The organism is Lysinibacillus sp. FSL K6-3209 (assembly GCF_037976175.1).
GTDB lineage: Bacteria > Bacillota > Bacilli > Bacillales_A > Planococcaceae > Lysinibacillus > Lysinibacillus sphaericus_D.
Window position 1 is genome coordinate 317,979 of sequence record NZ_CP150264.1, and the last position, 17,509, is coordinate 335,487.

General features: G+C 36.2%; 18 protein-coding genes. 10 read left to right on the forward strand and 8 right to left on the reverse strand.

From position 1 onward, the window contains the following. Positions 1 to 55: 55 nt before the first annotated feature. The 6 genes from MHH88_RS01665 to MHH88_RS01690 all read left to right on the forward strand — a co-directional run bounded on the left by MHH88_RS01665 (position 56) and on the right by MHH88_RS01690 (position 5,400). Positions 56 to 673: a TetR/AcrR family transcriptional regulator gene (locus tag MHH88_RS01665; protein ID WP_339261188.1), complete on the forward strand. Its 618-nt coding sequence runs from the start codon at positions 56 to 58 to the stop codon at positions 671 to 673. 403 nt (positions 674 to 1,076) lie between these two features. Continuing rightward, positions 1,077 to 1,505: a DUF1641 domain-containing protein gene (locus MHH88_RS01670; RefSeq protein ID WP_069513015.1), complete on the forward strand. Its 429-nt coding sequence runs from the start codon at positions 1,077 to 1,079 to the stop codon at positions 1,503 to 1,505. A gap of 45 nt (positions 1,506 to 1,550) precedes the next feature. Continuing rightward, positions 1,551 to 2,735 carry an NAD(P)/FAD-dependent oxidoreductase gene (locus MHH88_RS01675; protein ID WP_024360862.1) on the forward strand — a complete coding sequence of 395 codons (1,185 nt, stop codon included), beginning with the start codon at positions 1,551 to 1,553 and terminating at the stop codon, positions 2,733 to 2,735. Between the two features lie 193 nt (positions 2,736 to 2,928). Then, positions 2,929 to 3,507, forward strand: coding sequence for a TetR/AcrR family transcriptional regulator (locus MHH88_RS01680; protein ID WP_339261191.1), 579 nt, complete (start codon positions 2,929 to 2,931; stop codon positions 3,505 to 3,507). Positions 3,508 to 3,609: 102 nt separating this feature from the next. Then, a complete protein-coding gene (locus MHH88_RS01685; RefSeq protein WP_339261193.1) occupies positions 3,610 to 4,722 on the forward strand; it encodes an ABC transporter permease in 1,113 nt (370 codons plus the stop codon). Next, entirely contained in the window at positions 4,723 to 5,400 is a 678-nt protein-coding gene (locus MHH88_RS01690) for an ABC transporter ATP-binding protein (RefSeq protein ID WP_339261195.1), read from the forward strand. A 357-nt stretch (positions 5,401 to 5,757) separates the two neighbouring features. On the opposite strand, the gene MHH88_RS01695 is transcribed toward MHH88_RS01690, so the two are convergent. Continuing rightward, positions 5,758 to 6,087: a hypothetical protein gene (locus tag MHH88_RS01695; protein ID WP_339261197.1), complete on the reverse strand. Its 330-nt coding sequence runs from the start codon at positions 6,085 to 6,087 to the stop codon at positions 5,758 to 5,760. Positions 6,088 to 6,170: 83 nt separating this feature from the next. Between MHH88_RS01695 and MHH88_RS01700 the strand changes: the two genes are divergently transcribed. Then, positions 6,171 to 7,145: a zinc-binding dehydrogenase gene (locus tag MHH88_RS01700; protein WP_339261199.1), complete on the forward strand. Its 975-nt coding sequence runs from the start codon at positions 6,171 to 6,173 to the stop codon at positions 7,143 to 7,145. An 81-nt stretch (positions 7,146 to 7,226) separates the two neighbouring features. Here MHH88_RS01700 and MHH88_RS01705 read toward each other — a convergent pair whose 3' ends face one another. Both MHH88_RS01705 and MHH88_RS01710 read right to left on the reverse strand, forming a co-directional pair. Beyond that, positions 7,227 to 8,021 (reverse strand): EcsC family protein, encoded by a 795-nt coding sequence (locus MHH88_RS01705; protein ID WP_339261201.1) that lies wholly within the window; start codon positions 8,019 to 8,021, stop codon positions 7,227 to 7,229. Positions 8,022 to 8,112: 91 nt separating this feature from the next. Continuing rightward, positions 8,113 to 9,480 carry a PLP-dependent aminotransferase family protein gene (locus MHH88_RS01710; protein ID WP_339261203.1) on the reverse strand — a complete coding sequence of 456 codons (1,368 nt, stop codon included), beginning with the start codon at positions 9,478 to 9,480 and terminating at the stop codon, positions 8,113 to 8,115. A gap of 99 nt (positions 9,481 to 9,579) precedes the next feature. On the opposite strand from MHH88_RS01710, the gene MHH88_RS01715 reads away from it, so the two are divergent. Then, complete coding sequence (locus MHH88_RS01715; RefSeq protein WP_339261205.1) at positions 9,580 to 10,161, forward strand: GNAT family protein; 582 nt, start codon at positions 9,580 to 9,582, stop codon at positions 10,159 to 10,161. A gap of 157 nt (positions 10,162 to 10,318) precedes the next feature. Continuing rightward, positions 10,319 to 11,473: an ATP-grasp domain-containing protein gene (locus MHH88_RS01720; protein WP_339261207.1), complete on the forward strand. Its 1,155-nt coding sequence runs from the start codon at positions 10,319 to 10,321 to the stop codon at positions 11,471 to 11,473. A 62-nt stretch (positions 11,474 to 11,535) separates the two neighbouring features. On the opposite strand, the gene MHH88_RS01725 is transcribed toward MHH88_RS01720, so the two are convergent. From MHH88_RS01725 to MHH88_RS01745, 5 genes are all read right to left on the reverse strand, one after another. Next, the gene (locus MHH88_RS01725; RefSeq protein WP_339261209.1) at positions 11,536 to 12,237 is read right to left on the reverse strand and encodes an ABC transporter permease; all 702 of its coding nucleotides are present in this window, start codon (positions 12,235 to 12,237) and stop codon (positions 11,536 to 11,538) included. Further along, the gene (locus MHH88_RS01730; RefSeq protein ID WP_339261212.1) at positions 12,234 to 13,082 is read right to left on the reverse strand and encodes an ABC transporter ATP-binding protein; all 849 of its coding nucleotides are present in this window, start codon (positions 13,080 to 13,082) and stop codon (positions 12,234 to 12,236) included. The genes MHH88_RS01725 and MHH88_RS01730 overlap by 4 nt, the downstream gene beginning before the upstream one ends. A gap of 144 nt (positions 13,083 to 13,226) precedes the next feature. Next, positions 13,227 to 14,183 (reverse strand): LytTR family transcriptional regulator DNA-binding domain-containing protein, encoded by a 957-nt coding sequence (locus MHH88_RS01735; RefSeq protein WP_339261214.1) that lies wholly within the window; start codon positions 14,181 to 14,183, stop codon positions 13,227 to 13,229. 12 nt (positions 14,184 to 14,195) lie between these two features. After that, complete coding sequence (locus MHH88_RS01740) at positions 14,196 to 14,777, reverse strand: dienelactone hydrolase family protein (protein ID WP_339261216.1); 582 nt, start codon at positions 14,775 to 14,777, stop codon at positions 14,196 to 14,198. 177 nt (positions 14,778 to 14,954) lie between these two features. Continuing rightward, positions 14,955 to 15,626 (reverse strand): carboxymuconolactone decarboxylase family protein, encoded by a 672-nt coding sequence (locus MHH88_RS01745; RefSeq protein WP_069512996.1) that lies wholly within the window; start codon positions 15,624 to 15,626, stop codon positions 14,955 to 14,957. 328 nt (positions 15,627 to 15,954) lie between these two features. Here MHH88_RS01745 and MHH88_RS01750 point away from each other — a divergent pair, with 328 nt between their 5' ends. After that, positions 15,955 to 17,463 carry an SNF2-related protein gene (locus tag MHH88_RS01750; protein WP_339261219.1) on the forward strand — a complete coding sequence of 503 codons (1,509 nt, stop codon included), beginning with the start codon at positions 15,955 to 15,957 and terminating at the stop codon, positions 17,461 to 17,463. Positions 17,464 to 17,509 lie beyond the last annotated feature (46 nt).

The following is a 17,509-nucleotide window of genomic DNA, read 5'->3' on the forward strand; positions in this document are numbered from 1 at the left end:
AGTATTGATATGTTATAATATGTTTAGTACTACACATTATAAGGAGGCGATCTTGTTGAAACAATCACCGCGTGTTCTAGGAAGACCTCGCCATGATGACAAGGCTAAACCTACAAAAGATATTGTCTTAGAAACAGCGACAATGCTGTTTATTAAGGATGGCTACAAAAACGTGTCCATGGATGATGTTGCCAAAGCCTGTAATGTTACAAAAGCCACTATCTATTACTACTACCCAACTAAAGGGGATTTATATACATCGGCCTTAGTTGAAATGATGCATAGAATTAGACATCATATTGAACGAATTTTAGAGCAACCGATTCCTTTTAAAGACCGATTAGAGCAACTCATTGAAGTCCATTTATCAGCAACTGTTGATATTGATATGAAGAACTTTATGCGAGAGGCGACCATCAATTTATCACAAACACAATTGAAAGAAGTACATGCTGCAGAAAATGAGATGTATAAAACGATTGAGCGAGCGATGCAAAGTGAAATGGACAAAGGGACAATTCGCAAAGGAAATGCAGAATTTTTTGCCCATACGTTTATGGCGCTAATGTCAGTGGGCTACTTTAAAGATGGTGAAGGAAAAAGGCTTTTTGACACAGTATCTTTGGCGTCAAAAGAAATTATTACTTTCTTTTGGTTATCCATCGAAAAGTGAGAAAAATTGTAGCTAATAACATAATTTATGGCATTTGAGTTGTTAAATTGCATGAGTAAAATTGATTTTTCTTCCAAAAAAAGAAGAAAAAGAGTGCAGACCGCTAAAATTAGTTTACGATTAAACTATTTTTCAAAGATTGTGCCATAGTTGATTGAAATAATGCGCAAACAGTCTTATAATGGATGTTGTAATGTCACCAAGATAAGATAAGGATGGAATTGTGATGCGCTTTGTGCAAAATGGAGAATATGTAACAAATCATGAAATTCGCTTTCCAGCCCTTGTGACTGGTGAATGTAAGATACCCGCTGTAACGACTGTTAAGAAGATCGCTTAATGGTCTTTTTTACATGGAGGCAATATAAAAAATAGTATTAGTGACGGCAAAGGAGAGTTCAAAATGTCAGAAACGAATAACCAAGCACAGTCTGAACAATTAACTGTGAGTCAAGAACAATTAGATGTACTAGACCAACTATTAAAGCCTGAGGTGCAAGAATCTCTAACAACTTTAGTTGAACAATTACCAAAGCTAACTGAAATGATGACGTTATTAACTAAATCATATGAGTTTGCACAAGCAGTTGCAACAGACGACGTATTAAAAAGCGATACTGTTGGTGCTGTAACAGAAATGGCTGGACCAGTAGTAGGATCAGCTAAACAACTTGCAGCAACAGCTATTGAGGCAAAAGATCGCGCTTCTGAAAGCCAAGAAGTCATCGGTTTATTTGGTCTTGTGAAAATGATAAAAGACCCACAAGTTCAAAATGTTTTCCGTTTTGTTAATGCATTTTTACAAGTTAACGCTGAACGTAAATCAAAATAAAGTTCGAGATATATTCAATTCGTAAGGACGGAGGATTAATTAATCATGTCAAAAGAAATCGTCATCTTAGGTGCTGGTTACGCAGGTGTATTAACTGCATTAACAGCACGTAAGTATTTATCAGCTGATGAAGCTAAAATTACAGTAGTAAACCAATTCCCAACGCACCAAATCATCACTGAACTTCACCGTTTAGCTGGTGGTACTATTGCAGAAGGTGCAGTAGCGCTACCGCTTAAAAAAATCTTTAAAGGTTTAGATATTGATTTACAAATCGCTAAAGTAACGAAATTTAATGTAGATACTAAAAAGGTTGACCTAGATACTGGTTACACTTTATCTTACGATACATTAGTTGTTTCTTTAGGTAGCCAAACTGGTTTCTTCGGTATCCCAGGATTAGAAGAAAATTCAATGGTACTTAAATCTGTTAACGATGCAAACAAAATTAACCGTCACATTGAAGATCGTATTAAAGCATATGCACAATCTAAAGACGAAGCAGATGCAACAATCGTTATCGGCGGTGGCGGTTTAACAGGTGTTGAGCTTGTTGGTGAAATCGTGGACAACTTCCCAAAAATCGCTGCACAACACGGTGTAAACTTTGCTGATCTTAAAATTAAGCTAGTTGAAGCTGGTCCTAAAATCTTACCAGTACTTCCAGATGTACTAATTGAACGTGCAACGGAAAGCTTAACAAAACGTGGTGTAGAATTTATCACAGGTACGCCAGTAACAGGCGTTGATGGTAACGTTATTTCACTTAAAGATCGTGAGTCAATCGTTGCTAATACATTCATCTGGACTGGTGGTGTAGCTGCACTTCCAATCGTTGCTGAATCAGGCCTTGCAGCTGACCGTGGCAAAGCAACAATCAACGAATTCCTACAATCTACATCACACGAAGATGTATTTGTAATCGGAGATGCTTCTGTGGCATTACCAGCTGACGGCGGACGTCCACTTTATGCGCCAACTGCACAAGTTGCTTGGCAAATGGGTGAATGTGCAGGATACAATTTATTTGCACAATACAAAAACCAAGAGATGAAAACATTCTCTGCAGTTAACTCTGGTACACTTGCCAGCCTAGGACGTAAAGATGCAGTTGCAACAATTGGAGCTAGCAACACACAACTTAAAGGTCTACCTGCAACACTTATGAAAGAAGCGTCTAACATTCGCTATCTGACACACATTAAAGCATTATTCGGCTTAGCATATTAATTTTTAATCATAACTAAATAAAATGCCCCGTGGATGTTAATGTGAAAACTAACATTTAACGGGGTGTTTTAGTTTTGTGCAGTCATTTTCTAGTGTTTATTTCACTAATAGAAAGTACAGTAATTATTGTGAACTATTTAATTGTAGCGTATGCTAAAAGTATCCAACAATTCGTGTAGGGAGTGAGGAATATATGGGCCGCGATCGTAAGTTTAGTACGCTCGATTTATTCTTGGAATCGAAAAAATTGGTATTAGCTGTTGGCTATGAAGGATTTACGATTGCTCGACTAGCTGAATCATTAGAAGTTTCAAGAGCTGCCATTTATAAATACTATACAAATAAAGATGAACTACTGATGGATTTTATGTTACATGAGATGGATAAAAGTGTAAAAGATTTATTATCAATTCCTGCGGAGTTATCTTATCTTGACCAATTAGACGAGTTATTGCATAGTATTTTTCGTTCAAAGGATTTACATTTACTATTAGGTATTGCTGAAATTATTCCAACAACTAATAAACCTCACATGCAAGAAAAAAAAGAAAAGCTGTCAGCGATGCATTTTAATATGTATGGACCTTTAATGCGTATCGTCCAACAAGGAAAAAAAGAAGGGTTTGTGGATGATGATATTCCTAATGATCTTGTCCTTGGATTTATTTTTCAGAGTATTAATATTCCAAATCATAGTCAAATGGATGAAGTACAGTTTTTTAACTTTACGAAACTATTAATTTTAAACGGTGTGAGAGGTAAAAATAAGTGACACATGTGTAACTAATGAGTATAATACTAGTTGCGTATGTGTACTTTTTTATTTAAAAGTGACACATGTGTAACTTATAAAAATACTAGGAGGAAACAATCGATGTTTTTAGCTTTAAAAGAAATTAAACATGCAAAGTTACGCTACTCAATGATTACAATGATTATTGTGTTAATAGCATGGTTAACGTTTATTTTGTCAGGGCTTGGAAATGGACTTTCGACATTAAGTGCAGCTTCTATCAAAAATCTAGATGCTCATTATGTAGTATACGAGGAGGGTTCAGGTTCAAAATTTAGTAAATCTTTAATTTCCGCATCTTTAAAAGAAAAGATTGATGCACAAAGTGAAGTAGAAGATAGTGCACTATTTGGCTCTGCAATGGCGGCTGTTTCTAAGAAGGGTATTGATGAAAAAACAGATATTGCACTTCTAGGAATTGAACCTGGGTCGTTTATCGAACCCAAAGTAATAGAAGGTAAGAAGTTAGATAAAAATATTCAAAATGGTGTTTTAGCCAATAAAACGTTACAAGACAAAGGCTATGCAATTGGTGACGAAATCAAAGTGGACAGTTCCACAATTGTATTAAAAATTGTCGGCTTTGTTGAAAACGAAACATATAACCATTTACCAGTATTATTTAGCACAGTAGAACAATGGAGAGCCTATCAATTTGCTGCACCAGGTGCCAATAACGGCATTGATGATGTAGTAAATGCGATAGCGCTACAGGCACCTAACTTAGATGCAGAGAATTTTAGTGAAAAAATCGGGGGCATCGAAACTGCAACGAAAAGTCAGGCAATTAATGGAATGCCAGGATATATGGAAGAGAACGGGACAATTGTAATGATGTTAGTGTTTCTCGTTGCCATTTCTGCGTTTGTCATTGCGGTCTTCTTTTATGTTTTAACGATTCAAAAGACGCAACAATTTGGTGTAATGAAAGCCATTGGTGCAAAAAATAGTTTTATAACAAAGGCAATTGTTTCCCAAGTGTTTATCATTTCTTTAGTAGGTATTTTAGTAGGCGTAGTGCTTACGTATTTAACAGCACTAGTTTTTCCGGAAGACATGCCTTTTAATTTAGACCCTACGCTTGTTGTACTTTACGGTTTCGCACTTTTACTAATTAGTGTGTTAAGTTCATTTGTATGTGTTCGCCAAGTATCTAAAGTAGATCCATTAACAGCATTAGGGAGAGTGGAGTAGATGAAACGTTTAGAAGTAAGAAATATGACAAAAACCTATGACGAAGGCAGTTCAACAATTACAGCTCTTAACAATGTGTCAATGGAAGTAGATGCAGGTGAAATAGTAGCCATTATTGGTCCATCGGGTTCAGGAAAAAGTACATTATTATCGGCAGTTGGAGCCTTGTTACAGCCCTCTTCAGGTAGTGTCATCGTCAATGGTAAAAAAATTGAGACGCTAAAGGAGAAAGAACTTGCTAAATTCCGTCTAAATGAAATAGGGTTTATTTTACAAACATCTAACCTAATTCCTTATTTAAATGTACTAGATCAACTACTGCTAGTAAAAAAAATGGCAGGTAAAGTATCAAGTGCTGATCAGCAGTTTGCAAAGCAATTGTTGGCAGATTTAGGACTAGAAAAAAAGCTTGAAAAATTCCCAAATGAGCTATCTGGGGGAGAGCGTCAGCGTGTCGCAATAGCCCGAGCATTTATGAATGATTCAAGTGTGATTTTAGCAGATGAACCAACAGCTAGTTTAGATTCTAAGCGTGCTTTCGAAGTCGTGCAGCTAATTTCTAATGAGGTTAAAAAGCGTAAAAAGGCGGCTATCATGGTAACGCATGATGAGCGTATGTTAACTTACTGTGACCGAGTGTACCGCATGGAAGATGGTGTTTTAACACTGCAATCTTAATATTGCTTTAACGGCATTTATTCATGACCGTTCTTAGGGTTTTCTGTATCTTGAGCTTTTTAGAAAGAACTACCGTTTTGAAGAAAAATTTTAAGCTCGGTGAGTATAGTGTGACAGGTATTAATCGACTCTAGTGTATTGTTTGCTATTTCAAGTGAATGGTTTGCATTTTCTACAATAGCAAGCTGATGAGAAGTTAGTTGGTTAAGTCTTTCCACTGTAAAGTGAGGGTCAGCTGTTCCTATAGCTAAAAAGGAATGTCGATGGATTAAATTTTGCATAGTATGTTCCAAAGATAGCAGTGGTGTAAACAGTATATAGTGGGAAGGTAAAACGGTCTCCTGTTGCATATAAAAATCAATAATTGGCATAGTTCCTCGATTTTCCAAGGTAAACAACTTTTTGGTAAGTTTTTGTTTGTAAATAATAGGTCACGATAGAATCGACAGTATTAAAAACTTTTTCAGATATAACGTTTGGCGGCTTGTGGAACAATTGTTGTTCAAATGTATAACATACTTGGACAATATCATAGTCGAAGTCAAGCATCAATGAAGTAGCGTAATGTAGTAAGGGTTTGTCATAGTTGTAGCCTGTACCAGAGAACATAAAACAAATTTTGTCACTATTCATATCAAAGAAATTGCAGTCAATGCCATTGTAAGTATCTTTCCTAGGTTTTATCATCATCAATCCTCCTATCGGTTTGAAAAATGGTAACTTTTTTATGTAAAGTTAGTTATAATTTTACTATAACAGAAAGGGGGATAATGATGAAGGCTGTTACAATAAATGCTTTTGGACCACCTTCCGTATTAACACTTGTGGATTGTCCAAAACCAGCAATTTCCAAAGGGGAAGTGCTAATACGGGCGTCCTATACAAGTGTTAATTTTGCGGATATCAAAAACAGAACGGGCAATAAAGCGAAAGCGAATTTTCCAATGATCCTTGGATTAGATGTTGCGGGTGTTATAGAAGAGGTTTTTGATGATAGCAGTGGTTTTCAAAAAGGAGACCAAGTGATTGCTTTTCCTAAAAATGGTGCATATGCACAATATGTTGTCGCAAATGAACAGCTAGTGTTCCACATTCCGAATGACGTACCTCTTAAAAAGATAGCTGCTATACCAACAGTTTTATTTTTATCGTATATGTTAACACATCAAATTACACAACTAGGTACAGACGATAGTATTTTAATTCATGCTGCATCAGGTGGAGTAGGAACGATGCTTATTCAAATGGCAAAAAGGCGTGGAGTGAAGAAAATAATAGGTACTGTTAGCACTAAAGAAAAAGCAGCCATTGCCTATGAGTTAGGTGCACATCATGTTCTGACATATGAGAACTTTAGTGCCAAAGTAAATGACTATACAGATGGTCTTGGTGTCGATGTTGTCTTTGATTCGATTGCAGGAGCCATTACCGAAGAAAGTTTTCATTGCTTAGCTCCATACGGTACTCTTGTGCAATTTGGTAACAGTAGCGGTCAGGCAGGTCAAATAAAAACATCTGACTTACATAGTAGTTGCCGTAATGTAAAAGGCTTTAGCTTAGGAACGACGCGTGCTTTAAAGCCGGAATTATTGCAACATGTAGCTCCAGAAATATTTTCTTTATTACAGAATGAAAGTTTCCAAGTGCCTATAGCAGCAGAGTTTGCTTTAGAGGATATGGAAAAGGCACATGCCTTTATGGAGAGCCGTCAACATCAAGGAAAAATCCTAATTAAAATTGTGTAAGAATTGTTTGGGTGACTGGCACCGCAAGAGCCTTTCCCAGGCTCTTGCTAAATTGTGTGAGAATTGTTTGAGTGACTGGCACTAATTTAGTTTTTCGTATATTCTTCTTTTTCGATATAGCATGATGCCTGTCTCCGCAACATCTTGCATCATGCCTTTATTAGCGTATGCTCCGAAAATCATGCCCGCAATCGGTACCATTTGGAAAAGCTTTTTCCAGCCCATTTGATCGCGGTACGTGAAAAATACTTCCTGCCAACCTTGAAGCTGTGAAATCATCGTTTCTGATGCGTTCTTGCTGTCGTGCATAGAGGACAGCTCTTCTAAAATAGCTTCTTTACCCACAATATCCGCTGACGTAAATTGTAGACATTTCACAATGAAAATACGTTCCATTTTATCATTCGGATCGTAGCCATGAATAATGGCTATTTCTTGCAATGTTTTTAAAGCCATACCTAATATAAAAGGAATATCAATCGCCAATGTGAAAATACCACCAAAACCAGTCGAAGCACCTTGTACGGTTGCTAATTTTACGCGTTCTTTTTGAAGCTTGTCACTAAGAGTGATCATCTCCTCTAAAGGAATATTCCCGATATCAGAAATTGCAAATAAATTAGGATTCGAAGACTGGTTACGGATTTTTTGAATCATCATTTGTTCATTAATTAAATATTTTCCACCAGATTGAATATAACTTCCTAGCTCATCAACAAGTAAAGCTAGTTTTTGTTGAATAAAGGCAGGGGTCATCTTATCTAAAATTTTAAATGGAATGCGCCCTAATTTCTCCCAAAACCATAGTCCTTTTTGGTCTTTCTCCCACGCTTCAATTTCTTGTAAATAGCTGATTAATTGCTCTCGATTCTCCATTTATCTACTCCCCTTGTGAATGCATTTAGTTAGAATACGTAATCTAGTTTAAAAAGTTTCAAGTACATGCATAAACATTAATGAATATAGATTAAGAGGCATGCCATACAGAAGCAAGTAAGGAAATACCTTCTTCAATTTGTTCTAGTGACAATCCTCCATAGCCAATAATTATCATCGCATGTTCAGCAGGGGATTGAAATGAAGTTGAACAAGGATAAACATTAACGCCTACTGTATGAGCAAGATGAAGAGCATCTTGTTCCGATAATCTTTTTGGTAGTTTTACAATAATATGTAGACCAGCATGTTCGCCTATAACTATAAATTCATTGGAGAAATGATTAGCAATAGCTGCTAGTAGGGTTTGCTGTTTTTTTCGATAAATCGTACGCATTTTGGCTAAATGTTTGTCAAATAGCCCTTGTCCAAGAAAATCCGCTAGTACAAGCTGGTCTACTTTTGACACAACGGACTTTTGTTCCTGATAAAAACTAGAAAATGATGCAATGAGCGATTTAGGCAAAATCATATAACTAATCCGAAGAGACGGCAGTAGTGTTTTTGAAAATGTCCCAAAATAAATGACCCGCTGTAGTTGATCCATATTTGCTAGAGAGGGGATTGGAAGTCCCTTATAACGAAATTCCCCATCGTAATCATCCTCTATAATAAATGCCTCGTTTAAGTTCGCCCAGTGTAACAGTGCTGCCCGTCGTTCAGCCGACATAACCATCCCCAGTGGAAACTGGTGAGCTGGGGTTGTGTATAACATGTGAATAGTCTGTTGGGGTATCGTTACACCTAAGTTATCCACAGCAATTGGATAGATGGGTAAACCACATTGCTGTAACGTAGCCCTTACACGTTTAAACCCAGGTTCCTCTAAGCCAACATGCGTTTGTGGGCCAAAGTAATGACATAATGCTTGCAGTTGGCTTTGTGTCCCACTATAGATAAATACTTGTGATGCTTCACAATGAATACCTCTGGAGCGTCCAACATACTTGGCAATTTCCTGTCGTAAAGCTGCTTCTCCCTGCCATGGGCTTGTTGATAAACTGTTAATAGTAAAATGCTGTTTCATTAACTTATGGAAAATGGAGAAGGGGAACGCGTCTTTATCCACATGACCATTACTAAAATCATAGGTTACTGATTGTTCGGTCATAGGCAAAGGAGCCGATTTTTCTGTTTGTAATGGTTGGAGCCATTCAAACTCCAATTGCGCAATGTAGTAGCCTGAGCGCTCTTTACTATAAATATAACCTTCTGCAAGCAGTTGCTCATAGGCTTCTTTTATTGTATGAACGCTAACATGTAATGTTGTCGCAAGCATTCGTTTGGAAGGCAATTGTTCATGGGCTAGAAGCCTTTTCGAAAGAATAGCATGTTTTATGTTTTCATAAATCTGTGCATATTTAGGCTTATTTCCGATAAAGGAGATAGCTAGTTCCATTTCATTTCACAGCTCCTTGGTATGGTTGAAATTTTGAAAATTGGTTATATTCATCATATCAAAAATCCTGTTTAATAATGAAAAAAGGAGTGAAGGACAATGAAATTTAACATGTTAGAAAATAACGTTGTATTATTAAGACCTTTAGTGAGAGAGGATAGTCAAGCGCTATTGGTTGCAGGCAGTTATCCAGAGATTTGGTCATATATGTCCACAACGATTGAGGATAAAAGTGATGTGCAGAACTTTGTGGAAAATGCATTGTCTAACAAAAGCCTCATGAAGGAGTATCCATTTGTCATTGTGGATAAGTTATCAGGACAAATTATAGGCTCAACTCGTTTTATGGATATTGATAGCAAGCATCAACGGTTAGAAATAGGGACTACTTGGTTGACTCCTTCATTTTGGCGTACTGCGGTCAATACGAATTGTAAATATTTATTACTTACCTATTGTTTTGAAGTACTTGGTCTACAACGAGTTCAAATTAAAACAGATTATGACAATATACGTTCACAAAAGGCAATCGAACGTATAGGGGCTACAAAAGAGGGGGTTCTACGCAATCATATGATTCGTAAAGATGGCTCAACACGGCACACAGTGATGTATAGTATTACATTACAAGAATGGCCAGAAGTAAAGGCACGGTTAGAAATGTTGTTAGAAATGGAGTAACTTCAAAACACAGTAGCGCTTCCTCTTACTTATTAAAAATCAGTAAAAAAATGGATGGTTAGTAGTCTAATAATCTAGTTTTTGTCAAAAAAAGTGTGGTTTTAGTTATTCAAGGGTAGATTATTTAAAATCTATTTTTGAAAAGTGGGGGATTAGTATGTTGAAGCCAAAATTAACATTGCGACAAATATATGGTGACAATGCTGTTTATACACCTCGTACACCATATAGCGATAATCCATGGATGATGGATGATTGTCATAAACTAGATGCATTAACCTCAAGGGAAGTAGCCATTGCTGATATTCCCGTTTTAGTGCACCGTGCAACACAAACAGCAAAAGCTAAAAAGCTACACGATTTAGCTGGTTTAGCTTGGATAGAGCAACCGTATACGTATGAAACGCAAGAAGAATATTTAGCACAATTAGATGCATGGTGTGCGGAAGGGAAGACGATTGTTTGTCAGTATTTACATGACGCAGAGGATATGAATCGAAATTGTTATTGGATGGATGCAGCAAAATTTAATGAGCTTAATACGAAAGCTTACATTGATCATTTAATTGACAGTAAATACGTGCCAAGCCGTTTAAACATTGAGCTGTATAAATTATCGGATGCAATGAAAAATTGGAAGCCACCTGTTGTACTCAAGCCTGGAGATGATTCGCCCACTTCTGGTGGGTACGGCGTTATTATTTGCCAGAATCAGGATGAGCTCACAGAAGGTTTACGTCAATTTCGAATGAATGGGACAGAAAGTATTATTATTGAAGAGTTATTGCAAGCAAAGGATAATTATAGTTGCCAGTTCGTCTATTCAGAAGCGCTTGGTATACAATATTTGGGTGCTTCTAAACAAATGACAGATGACAATGGCATATACGAAGGAAATGTTATTGTAGAGAAAGTACCAGAAAAAGTGATTGAAGTAGGAAGCCATATAATGGAGCGTGGTGTAGCAGAGGGCTTTGTGGGTGTTGCGGGATTTGATTTAATCGTAACAGAAGCAGGAGATGTGCAAGCGATTGATTTAAACTTCCGTCAAAACGGCTCGACATCTATGCTTATGTTTCATGAAGCGTTAGGCAAACCGGTTAATAAATTTGCTTCCTATGCATCAAAAGGTGTAGAGGAGAATGCATCATTTTTTCAAACAATCGAGCAATGTATTAAACAAGGTGTTCTATTGCCACTATCCTTTTATGATGGGGATTATTTTGAAAATAAAGTAGCATCGCGATTTATTGGTATTTGGTATGCTGATACATTACAAGAAATCGAACAACTTGAACAACAATTACTTTAAATAAGTGAAATTGTCTGGGTGCCTGGCACTTAAATTGTTTGAGTGCCTGGCACTTAATCTACCTAATTTAATTTTTTATAAATAAATCCTGTGATTCCCCATGTTAACAACGACCAAACGGTAATCGTAACGATTGGAATAATACAATCCATCATCGTATAGGGACCTTCTAAAGCTTCTGCTAATAGCACTAGCTGTGAGCTTGGTAGCCATTTCGCCAATTCTAAGATTGGGTAGACAGAAGCCAGTGATAGGGCAAACGGTCCGAAGGAGAAAATAAACATCACGGGCATCACGATGATGGATGCTTCCATAATCGTTTTGGCAAATAATCCACATAATGTTCCTAAAGCAATATAGAATACGGTAGAGAGCAATAGGGCAATCGCTAGGATTAAAAGATTGGCAGGCTCATAACCAACAAGGAAAATAGCCAAACTAACTACAACAACAGTAACAATAAAGACGAACAAGCTTTTTCCTATTAAAATATCTGCCAGTGAAGCAGGGGATAGCATTAAATTTCGAAGCGTATTTTTCTCTTTTTCTTCAGCAATTAAACAACATTGTACATAGGCAGTTACAACTGCGAATACTAAGTTGATTGGTAAAAAGTATGCATCAATACTGCTCGTGCCAATCTTGTTGTAAGCAAACGCTAATATAAGGGGTAAAAAAACCATAACAGATACTGCATAATTTCGTGAAAATTCCTTGTAGTCTTTCATAAAAATTGCTTGAATACGTGTAAATGACATGTTCATATTAAATCACTCCCTGTTATTTGCATAAAAATATCTCCTAAAGTTGGCTCGTTTGTGTATAGACGTGCAACTGCATTCGATTGCATCCAATCGTATAGTTTTTGTGCATCCTGTTCGCCATTTTGAATCGTCTCGTATTGACCATTTGTTAATTCGACCGTAATAGTTTCATCTCCAAATTCTTTTTTTAATTGCTTTGGTGAACCAATCGCACGTATTTTACCTTGATGTAAAAAGGCAACTCGATCACACAGTATTTCTGCTTCACTCATATCATGTGTTGTTAAAAAGATTGTTGTCCCGAGCTCATTTAATTTGCGTAAGCCATTGTAAATATGTTGCGTATTAACAGGGTCAAGTGCTGAAGTTGGCTCGTCTAAAAATAGTAATTCAGGTTTGTGCATAATGGCACGAGCTAATGTCACACGCTGTATCATCCCTTTAGAAAGTTGACTTATTTTCTTTTTACGTTCTGCATAAAGGTTCACAAAATCTAATGCTTCCTTTACTGCTGAATTGGTCAATTGATATAAACTACTATAGAGTAATAAATTCTCCTCGATTGAAAGTCGCGTATACAGTCCACTATTATCAGTTAAAATGCCAAAGCGTTGACGATTTTGACTGCTCTTCATTTCACTGACAGGTCGATTAAATAATGAAACGTCACCTGCAGTTTTTTCTGTTTGTGCAGTTAAAATTTTAATAGTCGTCGTTTTGCCCGAGCCACTTGGGCCAAGAAAACCGAATATTTCACCCTTTTTAATTGTAAAAGAAACATCCTGCAAGGCAGTTTCCCTATTAAACACCTTATTTAAATGTTGTACATCAATAACTGTCTCCATGTGTAAACCTCCTGTAGTTGTTGTTAACTTAACTTTACAGTGTGATGGAGAAGTAGACATTAAATTACAGGTGAAAGGCAGAAAAATGACCTTCAATGGAGAAATATTTAGCTGACAGGAGTCGTTTATTTCCTGGGAAATCTACTATATTCCGAGTATTTCTTTTAAATCCGCAAGTTTGTTTTTCGACAAAGGGACAACCGTTTTTTCATTGCTATTTAACGCAAGACTGTAGCTATTGCGGGTCCAAGTAATGATTTCGCGTACCTTTTGGAGGTTAACGATATAAGAACGATGGCTTCTAAAAAAGCCGAATGGTGTCAATTTCTGTTCTAAGTCATTAAGAGATAGTGTGCAAGGATAGGCTTCATTTGCAACATATACGCTCACAACGCCTTCCACACTTTCAATATAATCTATTTCTGGTGGGTTAAATAAAATGATTTTGTCATTTTTCTTTGTTGGGATTTTATCAAAGCGGATAGGTGCATTGTCGATTGGTGTGGAAACTGTTTCAATTTCATCCTCTTTTACATCCAGTGCATGTAAACCTAATGCATCTAATCTATATATTTCGCCACTCGAAGTAATTAAGTCTTCCAAATTATTTGACAGTAAAATAACGGTTTTTTCTTTTTTTTGTAGAGCGGCAAGTAATTGTTGTACGCTATGCTTTGAAAATTCATCTAGATTTTGAAATGGTTCCTCGATTATTTGAATTTGTGCTGAATTAAGATATGTATGAAGCAGTTTTAAACGTTGCTTTTCACCGTTTTGAAGTTTATTGATTTTTTTGTTTTTGTGTTCGGTAAGTGTTAAAAGCTTTAAAATTTCGTCTTTATTGTGCAAGGGAATTGTATAAAGCTTCAAACAAAATTGAATATACTCCATCACTGTCAGGCGTTCATATAAAGCACTTTCTCGCAAACAAGTATAACAATTAGGTTGTTTTAAAAACCATTCCATTAATGGCTTGATTTTAGCAACGTCAGTATAAATGCCAATAATACAGTCTGGTTGCAGTGGAAATTGAAAGCTTGGATAAATAATATTTCCTGATTCAATATAAGGTTCGATTTCAATATATTTATTTTGGTTCATGCTAAGCACTCCTTATAGCTGTTCCTTATGTAAAAAATGATGAATGACAGATTGCGCCTGTAAATAACTATTTTTGCAATAGTTTGAATTGTTGTAGTCCATAAAGCCATGCTTCCCACTTAATTGAGCAGTTTGTACAAACGGCAATCGCTCTATTTCCTTTTTCAATTCATTCACATCAAAGCTTTTTTCATGACTAGGTAAAATGACCAGTGTTGGACATGTAGGATGGACGTCTAAGTATTGACGTATTCGTGAGCCGTAAATACAAATAATACGATGAATTGGTAAGTTAGAGAGTCTCCATGCCAATGTTGCACCGACGCTAAATCCGATTAAAACCACTTCATCATATTGTACTTTTGCTTCTAATAGACGAAGTGTTAGTCGTTCAAGTGGGCGATCAAAGCCGATTTCTTGCGTGAAATATTGATAAGCTTCCTTTTCCTGACTATATGAAAATACTTTGCCGTTGGAATACAGAGAAATACATTCTACGTTTGTATTTGAATCACTATATGTTTGTCCTTGATCTTTTATAAAATCATTTACACCGTAAATTTCATGTAGAATAAAGATTTTTTTTCTTTTCATAGTAACCTCTTTTTCCAATAGTGTAACAAAAAGTATTTAAAGCGTACATTTAATAAAAAACATTGAATTTGTAAGCGAGTTACCTTAGCGAATAATAACGATTACCGCAAAAAAAAGCGTTAGATTGATTGCGGTCAATCTAACACCTTGCTCTTTTAACAAAACAGTCTAAATATTTTACGTTAGAAGGGCTACTTGATCGAAGGCGTTTAAGGCATTGACACCATGGGCTAAAGCAGAACCAGCCTTTAATGCAGTAGCAACCATAATAGACTCAGCAATTTCCTCTTTGGAAACGCCTAATTTTTTTGCTGCTTGGACATGTAGAGAAATGCAATAAGGGCAGCCTGTAGTATGGGCAACAGCGATAGCAATGAGTTCTTTGTCATATCCTGTTAATAGCCCGTCCTTCATTGCTTTTGTATCAAAGTCAATAAAAGCATTAAAGGCGCTAGAATGTAGAGAAGAAAATTCTTTAATTCGTAAAAAATACTGTTCTTTATATAGTTCCTCATCCGCATTGCCATCATAGGCGTTTAAGGCATTGACCCCGTGGGCTAGAGCGGAACCCGCCTTGAGTGCGGTAGCAATCATAATAGCCTCACTAGCCTCTTCTTTTGAAGCATTTTTTTGTTTAGCCTGTGTAATATGCAATTCAATGCAATAAGGACAACCTGTCGTATGAGCCACAGCAATGGCGATTAACTCTTTTAATTTAGCCGATAATTTCCCTTCCTTTAATGCGAGTGTATCGAATTTAACAAAGGCATGAAACGATTCAGGTGAAAGGTTAGCGAATTCACCTAAACGATTAAAATAATTTTTTTGATAAAGACTATTAGTTGACATGGAACCCTCTCCTCAACATTTATATTTTTGTTATTCTAGCAAAAATTACCGTCTTCCAAAGCAATTACTAAAATCTTAGTGCAATATTGTGTGCTTATTTCTACTAAGAATATTAAATAAGCCTATAAATGTAAATTTATTTCGAAAAATTTGAAAATAGAACTAAAAATCAAAGGAAAATAGTATTTTTTACGAAAACTAGAAAATAGGGTTGGTTTTATTCGATTAAAAGATCGTCTTACTTACTGAGATATTCCTATAAATAATGGTCATAGCTTTTTCTTTTTTGGACAACCTAATTTAGAAATAATAGCATGAGGTGATGATCATGATAGTGGAGAGGTCGTCCGATTGGCAAGAAGGCTTTTTAAATAGGCTAAATAATGCTGAAAAATGGCATAGTTGGACTTTGTACAAAATGAACTATGAAATTGTGAAAATGAATTTAATTCCGGAATTTACTGGTTTACAAGCGCCTAAATTTTTGCCCAAACTAACACCACTTGCCCATCAATTAGAAGCAGCGCAAACCGTTATTGAACGTATGAATGGGAAAGCGATACTAGCAGACGAGGTGGGACTTGGTAAAACGATTGAAGCAGGTCTTATTTTAAAGGAATATTTGATACGAGGGCTTGTAAAAAAGGCTTTAATTTTAGCACCAGCATCTCTGATTAACCAATGGATAGAAGAATTGAATCAAAAATTCCACATTCCCGCAATAGCGTATAAAAAAAATTGCCCAATTGAGCGTTACGATATTGTTATTATGAGCATGGATACCGCCAAAAAAAGCCCACATAAAGAACTTATTTATGCGCAAGATTATGACATGATTATTATTGACGAGGCGCATAAATTAAAAAATCATAAAACCCAAATATACGATTTCGTACAAGGATTAAAGAAGAAGTTTTGCTTATTACTAACGGCAACTCCTATTCAAAATGATGTTTTTGAACTTTATTATCTTATTTCGCTACTAAAACCAGGTCATCTTGGTAATTATGAAACGTTCCAGTCTGCATTTTCTGCAAGCAAGCACGATTTACAGCATGATGACTATTTAAAAGAATTAGTCAATCAAGTGATGGTAAGAAATCGAAGAGAGGACACGGGTATTGAGTGGACCAATAGACGTGTTCAAATTGTGCCAATTCAGTTTAGCCCAGAGGAAATGGAAGTGTATCAGCTGCTTGGGACGCTAACATCTACAGCCTCTTTTTCATTAATTACGTTGCAAAAGGAAATGTGCAGCAGCAAAGAGGCAACTGCACTAACATTATCTAAAATGCTTGAAAACAGTACTGAACGTGAAGAGTTAGAAGAAATTTTAGCCAAAGTAATGGCGTTAGAAGTCAATTCAAAGGCCCAAAAAACGCTTGAGATTATTGAACAAGCAAAAGATAAAGTCATTATTTTTACAGAGTATCGTGCAACACAAATTTACTTGCAGTGGTATTTACACTCACACGGTATTACGAGTGTTTTATTTAATGGTAAGTTTAATAAAAACAAGCGGGATTACATGAAACACGTATTTAAGGAAAAAGCGCAAGTGCTGATTGCAACTGAGGCAGGTGGAGAGGGGATTAACCTTCAATTTTGCCATCACGTCATCAACTACGATTTGCCTTGGAATCCAATGAAGCTTGAACAACGCATAGGTCGTGTGCATCGTCTGGGTCAAGAACATGATGTTCATATTTATAATCTTGCAGTAGAAGACACGATTGAAATAGATATTTTGGCATTGCTGCATACAAAAATCGATGTTTTTGAAAAGGTAGTTGGTGACTTAGATGCCATTTTAACGAATATCAAAAAAACCGTCTAAGCTTTCATAGTAGAAGTGCATTGTTGCTTATGAAATTTGGAAATGG